Source organism: Bradyrhizobium sp. UFLA05-89, assembly GCF_059803475.1.
Genome location: NZ_JBANBA010000185.1, coordinates 1 through 10,235 on the forward strand (window position 1 = coordinate 1; position 10,235 = coordinate 10,235).

At 63.9% G+C, this 10,235-nt stretch carries 8 protein-coding genes and 2 pseudogenes; 7 read left to right on the forward strand and 3 right to left on the reverse strand.

All coding sequences use genetic code 11. The features are described 5' to 3' along the window. The 3 genes and pseudogenes from SO139_RS44200 to lpxB all read left to right on the forward strand — a co-directional run. A pseudogene (locus tag SO139_RS44200) lies at positions 1 to 234 on the forward strand (acyl-ACP--UDP-N-acetylglucosamine O-acyltransferase); the annotation flags it as partial. A gap of 20 nt (positions 235 to 254) precedes the next feature. Continuing rightward, positions 255 to 1,112 carry an LpxI family protein gene (locus SO139_RS44205; RefSeq protein ID WP_449381631.1) on the forward strand — a complete coding sequence of 286 codons (858 nt, stop codon included), beginning with the start codon at positions 255 to 257 and terminating at the stop codon, positions 1,110 to 1,112. Continuing rightward, positions 1,109 to 2,302 carry a lipid-A-disaccharide synthase gene (gene lpxB, locus SO139_RS44210; RefSeq protein WP_449381630.1) on the forward strand — a complete coding sequence of 398 codons (1,194 nt, stop codon included), beginning with the start codon at positions 1,109 to 1,111 and terminating at the stop codon, positions 2,300 to 2,302. The genes SO139_RS44205 and lpxB overlap by 4 nt, the downstream gene beginning before the upstream one ends. Before the next feature lie 92 nt (positions 2,303 to 2,394). Here the strand turns inward: lpxB and SO139_RS44215 are convergent, their stop codons facing one another. The 3 genes from SO139_RS44215 to gltX all read right to left on the reverse strand — a co-directional run bounded on the left by SO139_RS44215 (position 2,395) and on the right by gltX (position 6,474). Then, entirely contained in the window at positions 2,395 to 3,276 is an 882-nt protein-coding gene (locus tag SO139_RS44215) for a hypothetical protein (protein ID WP_449381629.1), read from the reverse strand. A 329-nt stretch (positions 3,277 to 3,605) separates the two neighbouring features. Next, the gene (gltA, locus tag SO139_RS44220; protein ID WP_449381628.1) at positions 3,606 to 4,907 is read right to left on the reverse strand and encodes a citrate synthase; all 1,302 of its coding nucleotides are present in this window, start codon (positions 4,905 to 4,907) and stop codon (positions 3,606 to 3,608) included. A 142-nt stretch (positions 4,908 to 5,049) separates the two neighbouring features. Beyond that, complete coding sequence (gene gltX / locus SO139_RS44225) at positions 5,050 to 6,474, reverse strand: glutamate--tRNA ligase (RefSeq protein WP_449381627.1); 1,425 nt, start codon at positions 6,472 to 6,474, stop codon at positions 5,050 to 5,052. A gap of 155 nt (positions 6,475 to 6,629) precedes the next feature. Between gltX and SO139_RS44230 the strand changes: the two genes are divergently transcribed. From SO139_RS44230 to SO139_RS44245, 4 genes and pseudogenes are all read left to right on the forward strand, one after another. Then, positions 6,630 to 8,309: a glutamine--tRNA ligase/YqeY domain fusion protein gene (locus SO139_RS44230; protein WP_474803498.1), complete on the forward strand. Its 1,680-nt coding sequence runs from the start codon at positions 6,630 to 6,632 to the stop codon at positions 8,307 to 8,309. A 29-nt stretch (positions 8,310 to 8,338) separates the two neighbouring features. Then, positions 8,339 to 8,731, forward strand: a complete 393-nt coding sequence (locus tag SO139_RS44235) for a YybH family protein (RefSeq protein ID WP_474803495.1) — start codon at positions 8,339 to 8,341, stop codon at positions 8,729 to 8,731. Between the two features lie 117 nt (positions 8,732 to 8,848). Then, positions 8,849 to 9,082 carry a DUF2171 domain-containing protein gene (locus tag SO139_RS44240; protein WP_027550707.1) on the forward strand — a complete coding sequence of 78 codons (234 nt, stop codon included), beginning with the start codon at positions 8,849 to 8,851 and terminating at the stop codon, positions 9,080 to 9,082. 93 nt (positions 9,083 to 9,175) lie between these two features. Further along, positions 9,176 to 9,736 (forward strand): annotated as a pseudogene (locus tag SO139_RS44245) (DUF4131 domain-containing protein); the annotation flags it as partial. Positions 9,737 to 10,235: the final 499 nt, after the last annotated feature.

Consider the following 10,235-nt stretch of genomic DNA (forward strand, 5'->3'; position numbering starts at 1 on the left):
GCGGTGCTCGAAGGTCTCAACATCATCGGCATGAAGCGGCGCAAGTTCACCAAGCAGCGGCTCGCGAGCGTGCGCGCGTTCTATCAAAAGCTGTTCCACGGCCCCGGGATTTTCGCCGAGCGGCTCGCTGCGGTGCAGCCGCTTGCGGCTGAGGATCCCGCGATCGCCGAAATCCTCGACTTCATCGGCAAGGGCAAGCATCGCCCGCTCTGCCTTCCCGCGATCGGGCAGTAGTCACGGGGATGGCCGCGAGCATGACATCGGCGGCGCCAGAGATTTCGTCACCGGTCGGCGTCATCGCCGGCGGCGGCGCCATGCCGTTTGCGGTCGCGGAGTCGCTCGCCGCACGTGGCATCGCGCCGGTGCTGTTTCCTCTGCGCGGCGCCTGCGATCCGGTCCAGGTGGAAAAGTTCCGACATCGCTGGATCTCGGTCGGCCAGCTCGGCCGCGCCATGCGGCTGTTTCGCGAGGAGGGCTGCCGCGACCTGATCTTCATCGGCACCTTGATGCGGCCGTCCCTGTCGGAAGTGCGCTTCGATCTCAAAACGCTCCGGCTTCTCGGGCACGTCGTCCGCGCGTTTCGCGGTGGTGACGACCATCTGCTCTCCGGCGTTGGCCGCATGCTCGAGCAGGACGGCTTTCGCATGGTCGGGATCAAGGACGTCGCGCCCGATCTGTTGATGCCCGAGGGCTGCATTACCCGCGCCTGGCCGGCCGACAACGCCAGGAGCGACATCGAGCGCGGCCGCGCGGTGCTGGCTGCGCTGAGCCCGTTCGACATCGGACAGGCCGTCGTCGTGATCGACGGCCATGTGGTCGCTGTCGAGGACATCGAGGGCACCGACGGGTTGCTCCAGCGCGTGGCGCGGCTGCGCAGCGAGGGCCGCATCCGCGCGGCGCGCGGCCGCGGCGTGCTGGTCAAGGCACCGAAGAGCGGGCAGGATTTGCGCTTCGATCTGCCGACGATCGGCCCGCGAACCGTTGAAGGTGCCGCCAGCGCTGGCCTTTCCGGCATCGCCGTGATCGCGGGCAACACCATCGCCGCCGAGCCGCAGGCGATGATCGAGCGCGCCGACGCCAACTATCTCTTCGTCATCGGCCTGCACGCGTGATGCCGGGGCGCGATCCAAAGCGGAAGATCTTTCTGATCGCCACGGAGGAATCCGGCGACCGGCTTGGGTCCGCGCTGATGAAGGTGCTGCGCCAGCGGCTCGGCGATGGCGTGCAGTTCGAAGGCGTCGGCGGCCGCACCATGGCACGCGAGGGGCTAGTCTCGCTCTTTCCGATCGAGGAGCTGTCGATCGTCGGCTTTGCCGCCGTCGTGCAACAACTGCCCAAAATCCTGCGGCTGATCCGCGCGACCGCGGATGCGGTGATCGAAGCCGCGCCCGACGCGCTCGTCATCATTGACAGTCCCGACTTCACCCATCGCGTTGCCCGCCGCGTCCGCGCGCGGGGTCCGACGATCCCGATCGTCGACTACGTCTCGCCCTCGGTCTGGGCCTGGCGGCCGGGCAGGGCGCGGGCCATGCTGTCCTATGTCGATCACGTGCTCGGCCTGCTGCCGTTCGAGCCCGAGGAATACCGTAAGCTGCGCGGCCCGCCGTGCAGCTATGTCGGCCATCCCCTGATCGAGCAATTGTCGTCGCTGCGGCCGAACGCGGAGGAGCAGAAGCGCCGCGACGGCGAGCCGCCGGTCCTGCTGGTCTTGCCTGGCAGCCGCCGCAGCGAGATCAGGCATCATCTCGACGTGTTCGGCGCGGCGCTCGGCCGGTTGCGGGCTGGCGGTCAGCAATTCAAATTGGTGCTGCCGACCATGTCGCATCTCGAAGCAACGGTGCGTGAGGGCATCGCGAGCTGGCCGGTCAAGCCGCAGATCGTGGTCGGCGAAGCCGAGCGGCGCGCCGCGTTCCGGATCGCGCGCGCGGCGCTGGCGAAATCCGGCACGGTGACGCTCGAGCTTGCGCTATCGGGCATTCCCATGGTGACGGCCTACCGCGTCGGCGCGGTCGAGGCCTTCATCCTGCGCCGCGCCATCCGCGTCTCCTCGGTGATCCTCGCCAATCTCGTGATCGGCCGGGAGGTGATCCCTGAATTCTTGCAGGAGGACTGCACGCCGGAAAAGCTCGCGAAGGCGCTGACCGAGGTGCTGACGGACTCTCCGTTGCGGAAACAGCAGGTCGAGGCTTTCGCCCAGCTCGATCAGATCATGTCGACCGGCAACAAGTCACCCAGCGTACTCGCGGCCGACATTGTGCTGACGACGATGCGCGGGGGCAAGCGAGGGGGTAGCAAAACGTAGCCAACATTGCGATTTCGCGCGCACGGGGCGGGTAAAAGGGGCCCCATCCCTCGCTCTTTCGTCGTGAGGATCATTGGCGAGGGCAGCAAAGCTCAGGCGACATCTGCGGGGGCGCCGCCTGTTTCCTCTGCGGCCAGCTTATCGAGATCGATGATTTCCGGATCGTTCTGATGCGGATTCTGTTGCGTGCCCCCGCTGCCATGAACCTGGATGAGCGTCTGCACACGCCGGGCGCTCAGATAATCCACGAGCTGATGACGCAAGGCGACCGGCAACAGCGCTTTTGGCAGTCCCACGAGCGTGAACGCCGAAACCTTGCGCACCTCCTCGCCCTCGCGCCAAAGTAGCGGGGTCAGCGTGTAGATCATTTTTCTCTCTACCTCCGGCTGACCATGATCCGGTTCGCCCGGCGCGCCGAGTGCAATGTTTGCATTACCGGCTCGCGTGCGTACCGCTATCGACCGAAGCTCCCAGCAAATGAGATCGGTGGCGGAGAGAAGCTCGCGGCGCATCTCATCCACGCTGGTCGAAAACCTTGTCGCTTCGGGCGGTATTGCCACCCCTTTTGTGGCAGCCTGTGCGAGGGCAATGGCGCTCGAGTCAAATCGCGGCACGGCCTGTTCGATGGCCGCTGCCAGAGCCAGGATATGATCCGCCATTTTGTTGCGGTCGCGCTGCAATAGGGCTTCGGCCAATGCGCGTTCGGTCGAGACGATTTGCTCGTCGAGTTCTGTGAGTTCGGCACGCTGACGACTGGCCCGATCCTCGACAGAGCGCATATTGGCATCTGCTCGATCGAGCTGGCCATTCGTGGCGCCGGCGACCGCCAACCGCCGGGCTGCGGCACGCTGTTCCTCGAGCATCTTTTCAGTGATGCTCAATCGCTCAGCCAACTTCTGCCGCGTCGCTCGCTTCCGCTTCAACGCACTTTCGAAGCTCTCGACCGGACCGAGCTCACGCAAAAAAAATGCCATGACAACATCCTCGCGAGTCGCGATTAGCCGCCGAATCAGACTGCTCTATTATAACCGCAAATTCGATTTGGCATTTGCGGCTTCACTGGACCCCGGTCAGGCGCCTGTTGAAAGAGTCGGTTACGATCACCGATCGTCGAATATACCAATTGCGGGATGACGGCACCCGCGATTTCCCGTTGCGGATTGATGCCCGGATTTAAGACGAGAACAGCAGCGCGCTCGGCGCAGACCTCTTCCGTTCTTGGATTAGGGGAATGCCGACAAAAATCCCGCCCGGCTGTGATGTCCGGGCGGGATTTATCAGTCCTGCAATTGTGGACGTGACCTTACTTCCGCTGATCGATCGCCACGTAGTCGCGGCGGGTGAGGCCGGTGTAGAGCTGGCGTGGGCGGCCGATTTTCTGCTGCGGGTCCTCGATCATCTCGCTCCACTGGCTGATCCAGCCGACGGTGCGGGCGACCGCGAACAGCACGGTGAACATCGAGACCGGGAAGCCCATCGCCTTCAGTGTGATGCCCGAATAGAAGTCGACGTTCGGGTAGAGCTTGCGATCGATGAAGTACTGATCGCTGAGCGCGATCTTCTCCAGCTCCAGCGCCACCTTCAGCATCGGATCGTCACCATGGCCGGTCTCCTTGAGCACGGCGTGACACATCTTCTGCATGATCTTGGCGCGAGGATCGTAGTTCTTGTAGACGCGGTGGCCAAAGCCCATCAGGCGGACTTCGCTGTTCTTGTCCTTCACCTTGGCGATGAACTCGGGAATCTTGTCGACCGTGCCGATCTCGGCGAGCATGGCAAGCGCGGCTTCGTTGGCGCCGCCATGGGCCGGACCCCAGAGGCAGGCGATGCCCGCTGCGATGCAGGCGAACGGATTGGCGCCGGAGGAGCCGGCGATACGCACCGTGGAAGTCGAGGCGTTCTGCTCATGGTCGGCGTGCAGGATGAAGATCTTCTCCAGCGCGTCCGCGAGCACCGGATTGACCTTGTACTCCTCGCACGGCACGGCGAAGCACATGTTCAGGAAGTTCTCGGCGAACTTCAGCGAGTTCTTCGGATACACGAACGGCTGGCCGACCGAATATTTGTAGGCCATGGCGGCGAGCGTCGGGATCTTCGCGATCATCCGCATCGACGCGATCATGCGCTGCTTCGGATCGTTGATGTCCGTGGAGTCGTGATAGAACGCGGCGAGCGCGCCGACGGAGGCCACCATCACCGCCATCGGATGGGCGTCGCGGCGGAAGCCCTGGAAGAAGCGGGCCATCTGCTCGTGCACCATCGTGTGGTGCGTGACTCGGTAGTCGAAATCCTTCTTCTGGGCCGCGGTCGGCAGATCCCCGTAGAGCAGGAGGTAGCAGGTCTCCAGGAAGTCGCCGTGCTCGGCGAGTTGCTCGATCGGATAGCCGCGGTATTCCAGCACGCCGGCGTCGCCGTCGATATAGGTGATCTTGGACTGGCAGCTCGCGGTCGAGGTAAAGCCCGGATCGTACGTGAAGAGGCCCGATTGTCCGTATAGCTTGCCGATATCGACGACGTCAGGCCCGACGCTGCCGCTCAGGATCGGGAGATCGTAGTTCTTGTTTCCGACCGTCAGCGTTGCTGTTTTTGTGGATTTTGCGTCCATCGTAAGTCCCCGATGAATTGTGAAACGGGCCGGACCTGATCGTCCCCCATCAGATGGCGGGGCAAGCCGGATATTCCAGAAGGTACGGGTGAGATGGGTATATTATTGCTGTGTGCGCTGCAAGATGGGCACCGCACAGGACTTACGTCGTAGACTGATCCTTCAGGCGGCCCAGGCTTTCCTGGCGTCCCAGAACGTCCAAAACCTCGAAAATACCGGGCGAGGTGGACCGTCCCGTCAGCGCCGCCCGCAGCGGCTGGGCGACCGCGCCGAGCTTGAGACTATTTTCCTCGGCAAAAGCGCGCAGCGCGGCTTCCGCGGTGACCGCGCTCCAGCTCTCGACATTCTCCAGCGCGGAATGAAGCCGGCCGATCAGCGCCCGGTTCTCCGGCGTGAGCAGGGCTGCCGCCTTGGGATCGAGCTCCAGCGGTCGGTCCGCGAAGATGAAATAGGCGCCGTCGATCAGCTCGATCAGCGTCTTGGCGCGCTCCTTCAGGCTCGGCATGGCCTTCAGGAGCTGCGCGCGCGTGGCATCGTTCAGCTTGGCCTTGAGCTCGGCCTTCCCCGGGACGTAATCGAGTACGTCCTCGAACATCTTCACGAGCGATTGATCGTCCGCGTTACGAATGTAGTGGCCGTTGAGGTTCTCGAGCTTGGCAAAGTCGAAACGCGCGGCGGCGCGGCCGACGCTGGCGAGGTCGAACGCGGCGATCATCTCCTCGGTCGAGAAGATCTCCTGGTCGCCATGGCTCCAGCCGAGGCGAACGAGGTAATTGCGTAGCGCGGCCGGCAGATAGCCCATGGCGCGGTAGGCATCGACGCCGAGCGCACCGTGACGCTTGGAAAGTTTTGAGCCATCCGGGCCATGGATCAGCGGGATGTGTGACATGCTCGGCAACGCCCAGCCCATCGCGTCGTAGATCTGCTTCTGGCGCGCGGCGTTGATGAGGTGATCATCGCCGCGGATCACATGGGTGACGCCCATGTCGTGGTCGTCGACCACCACCGCGAGCATGTAGGTCGGCGTACCATCGCCGCGGAGCAGGACGAGGTCGTCGAGGTTCTCGTTCTGCCAGACCACGCGACCCTGCACCTGGTCCTCGATCACGGTCTCGCCGGTCTGCGGTGCGCGCAGCCGGATCGTCGGCTTGACGTTCGCGGGCGCGGTTGCCGGATCGCGGTCGCGCCACATGCCGTCATAGAGGCGGGTGCGGCCCTCCGCGCGCGCCCTCTCTCGCATCGCGGCGAGCTCGTCGGCGGTGGCGTAGCAGTGATAGGCCTTGCCGTCGGCGAGCAGCTGTTCGGCCACCTCGCGGTGGCGGGCGGCGCGGCTGAACTGGTAGATCACCTCGCCATCCCAACCGAGCTCCAGCCATTTCAGTCCGTCGAGGATGGCGCCGATCGCCGCCTCGGTTGAGCGTTCGCGGTCGGTATCCTCGATCCGGAGCAGCATCTTGCCGCCGTGCTTCTTCGCAAAGAGCCAGTTGAACAGAGCCGTGCGGGCGCCCCCGATATGGAGGAAGCCGGTCGGCGAGGGGGCGAAGCGCGTGACGACGGAATCGGTCATGTGTGGAACGGCCTATGCATTGGAGGCGGTGGTGTATAGCAGGAACGGTGCATAACTAAAGCCTGCCGGCGGACCGCATCGGACCGGGCTGAGGGCTTGGCTCGGCCTCCCGAAACTGGCAGAAGGACCGCTGATTTCCCGACAGGATTTTCGGAATGACGACAGAACCGGTGGCAACTGAGGCGGGGCGCGATTTCATTCGTGACATTGTCCAGGCCGATCTCGATGCGGCCAGGTACAAGGAGGTCGTGACCCGGTTCCCGCCGGAGCCGAACGGCTACTTGCACATCGGCCATGCCAAGTCGATTGCGCTCAATTTCGGCATCGCCGAGGAATTTCGCGGCCGCTGCCACTTGCGCTTCGACGACACCAATCCGGTCAAGGAAGAGCAGGAATATATCGACTCCATCCAGGCCGACGTGCACTGGCTCGGCTTCGACTGGGGCAACAACCTGTTCTATGCCTCGGACTATTTTGACCGCCTCTACGAATGGGCGGAGAAGCTGATCCGCGACGGCCTCGCCTATGTCGACGACCAGACCCAGGATGAGATCCGGCTTACCCGCGGCACGCTGACCGAGCCCGGCAAGAATTCGCCGTTCCGCGACCGCTCGGTGGATGAGAACCTCGATCTGTTCCGCCGCATGAAGGCCGGCGAATTCCCGAACGGAGCGCGCGTGTTGCGGGCCAAGATCGACATGGCCTCGCCGAACATCAACCTGCGCGATCCCGTGATGTACCGCATCCTGCATGCGCATCATCCGCGCACAGGTGACAAGTGGTGCATTTATCCGAGCTACGACTATGCGCACGGCCAGTCGGATGCAATCGAGAGCATCACCCATTCGATCTGCACGCTGGAGTTCGAGGACCACCGTCCGCTCTACGACTGGTTCATCGAGAAGCTGCCGGTGCCCTCCGAGCCGCACCAGTACGAGTTCGCGCGGCTGAACCTGACCTACACGGTCCTGTCGAAACGCGTGCTGACCCAGCTCGTGCGCGACGGTCATGTCGCGGGCTGGGACGATCCGCGCATGCCGACCATGGCGGGCCTGCGCCGCCGCGGCGTGCCGCCGGCTGCACTTCGCGAATTCGTCAAGCGCATCGGTGTGGCGAAAGCCAACAGCGTGGTCGACGTCGGCATGCTCGAATTCTGCATTCGCGAGGAGTTGAACCGCACGGCGCAGCGGCGCATGGCGGTGCTGCGACCGCTGAAGGTCGTGATCGAGAACTATCCGGAAGGGCAGGTCGAGGAGCTCGAGGCGATCAACCATCCGGACGATCCGTCGGCCGGCACGCGCAAGATCGCGTTCTCCCGGGAGATCTATATCGAGCGCGACGACTTCATGGAAAACCCGCCGAAGAAGTTCTTCCGCCTGTCGCCGGGCAACGAGGTGCGGCTGCGCTATGCCTATTTCATCAAGTGCACCGGCGTGATCAAGAACGATGCCGGCGAGGTGGTCGAGCTTCGCTGTACCTATGATCCGCTGACCAAGGGCGGCAACGCGCCTGACGGCCGCAAGGTCAAGGCGACCATGCACTGGCTGCCGGCGGCGCAGTCCGTGCCCGCCGAGATCCGCGTCTACAACCAGCTTTTCTCGAACCCGAGCCCGAACGCTGCCAATTTTGTCGCCGATCTCAACCCGCAGTCGCTGGAGATCCTTCCCGATGCGCGGATCGAGGTATCGGTTGCCGAGAGCAATGCGACCGAGCCGATGCAGTTCGAGCGGCAGGGCTACTTCGTGCGCGACAAGGATTCGACGCCGGGCAAGCCGGTGTTTTCGCGGACGATCGGATTGCGCGACACCTTTGCCAAGGAAGTCGCCAAGAGCTGAGAAAGGCCTGATGAGAGCTGAGCGGTCGCATGCAAGAAGAAGCCGACACCATCGTTTCCGCCATCATCGCGAAATGGTCCGCCGGCTTCGCAAGGCTAGATGCTACCGCGCTGTCGTCGCTCTACTCCAAGAGTGCCTTCTTTCTGGGCTCGAATCCAACCCTCTATCGCGGCAGAGAGGGCGTGGCGGCCTATTTCGACGGCCTGCCGCGGTGGCGGGCGCCGCGTGTCACGTTTTCGGACATTGCGTCGGCCCATGTCGCGCCTGACGTGATCAACATGGCCGGCATTGCCTCGTTCGATTTGGGCGAGGAAATTCCGTCGTTGTCGGTCAAGATCACGTGGGTTCTCGTCCGCGAGGACGGCGACTGGAAAATCGCGAGCCACCATGTGTCGTCGCGAACGCCGCTGATCCAGCAATAGCGCCGTCACATTTGGTCGTCATTTCGGGCTCGCGACTTCGTCGCGCCCCGGAATGACGGGGGAAGTGAACGGAAAGGTTGCCCACGCGTTGTGTGGGATCAACAAGGATTCCCCACCATGCAAAACATCGCAGAGCACATGGAAGTGATCGGCGCCGACGGCGTTCATATCGGCACCGTCGACCGCGTCGAGGGCAACCGCATCAAGCTGACCAGGAAGGATAGCGGCGAGGGCAGCCACAAGGGCCATCATCATTTCATCGACAAGGGCCTGGTTGCCGATGTCGAGGGCAACAAGGTGCGGCTCTCCGCCAAGGCGGCGGTGGCCGTAACGATGGAAGAGGAAAAGTAGCCGCCCTTCGGCTGGTTCCCTTTCCGTTCCGCTATTCGCGTCCCCGCACCTTCCGGTAGCCTCCGCACCCGTCGCGTATCGTAAGGTGCAGGAATGGCGGAGCCTTCCCGGCCACACCGCTCTCAGGGGATCGCCGGGACATGGCCAGCGGGCCGTGCCGCTTCGGCCGGCGGGCTTGTGCCGGCAGGCTTTGGCGCGTGGTCGTCGTTGGCCGAGACGTTGCGCGGATGGGCCAAGGCGGAAGCTGGCGCCGGTCGGCTGCTGCCGTGGGTGCCCGTGGCCTTCGGTGCCGGGATTGCCCTCTATTTTGCCGCCGACCACGAACCCGTGCTCGCGGTCGCCGCGATCATGGCGCTGGTGCTCATGGCGGGTGCCGTGCTGCTGCGGCGGAGCCGGTTGTTCGCACCCGCCATCATGATCGCCGCGATCGCCGCAGGGTTTGCTACGGCGACCTGGAAGACCGCGCGCATCGCGCACACCGTGCTGGCCAAGCCACTCTATTCGGTGGCGCTGTCCGTCTTCGTCGAGACGCGCGATATCCGCGAGCGCACCGATCGCTTCGTGCTGCGGGTGACTGCGATGGAGGCGCCGCGCGGCGACATCCAGCTCGAGCGTGTGCGGCTGTCGGTGCGCAAGGGCACAGCGATCCGCGTTTTCGGAATCGCAGCGATTCATTTTTGCCGTGTGAGTGCGATGGTGAGGTATCTCCGGCGCTCGCGCTTCGCTGCGCAGATATACGGCAGCGCTCGAAGACCCACTGAGCCGCTGGAGCGCGCGTTGCGGGACATCAGCGCAGACGTATCGATGGATGTCCAGACCGTCACCCGCTGCGCCTAATGGCTCTGGCTGCCCTCGCGGCGGACGCTATCGCTGAAGGGGGTGGGGAGGACCCGGGGCGGTCAGCCGGGATTGAAGCGACCGAGGTACCGGTACCGGTTACTGTGGCATGTCTTCTACATCATTTTCGGCGAGGCACTTGAGTACTGGGGCGTGTACTCACTAAGCGGCTCGGCCGACTGATGTCCGCTCAACCCGCAACAACGGCGGAAGAGCGGACATTGCCCGAGGTCGCAGATGGGCCGATTCCGTTGAAAAAGGGCGGCAGTAATCCGATGTATTGGCGTCAGCGGCGATGCGGCCGAGCGGCTGTGTC

What these genes read in the sequence shown, in the direction of transcription:
- SO139_RS44235 (WP_474803495.1), top strand. Translation starts at nt 8,339, where the DNA reads ATGCAAGAAGAAGCCGACACCATCGTTTCCGCCATCATCGCGAAATGG.
- gltA (WP_449381628.1), bottom strand. Translation starts at nt 4,907, where the DNA reads ATGGACGCAAAATCCACAAAAACAGCAACGCTGACGGTCGGAAACAAG.
- SO139_RS44240 (WP_027550707.1), top strand. Translation starts at nt 8,849, where the DNA reads ATGCAAAACATCGCAGAGCACATGGAAGTGATCGGCGCCGACGGCGTT.
- SO139_RS44215 (WP_449381629.1), bottom strand. Translation starts at nt 3,276, where the DNA reads ATGGCATTTTTTTTGCGTGAGCTCGGTCCGGTCGAGAGCTTCGAAAGT.
- SO139_RS44230 (WP_474803498.1), top strand. Translation starts at nt 6,630, where the DNA reads ATGACGACAGAACCGGTGGCAACTGAGGCGGGGCGCGATTTCATTCGT.
- SO139_RS44205 (WP_449381631.1), top strand. Translation starts at nt 255, where the DNA reads ATGACATCGGCGGCGCCAGAGATTTCGTCACCGGTCGGCGTCATCGCC.
- gltX (WP_449381627.1), bottom strand. Translation starts at nt 6,474, where the DNA reads ATGACCGATTCCGTCGTCACGCGCTTCGCCCCCTCGCCGACCGGCTTC.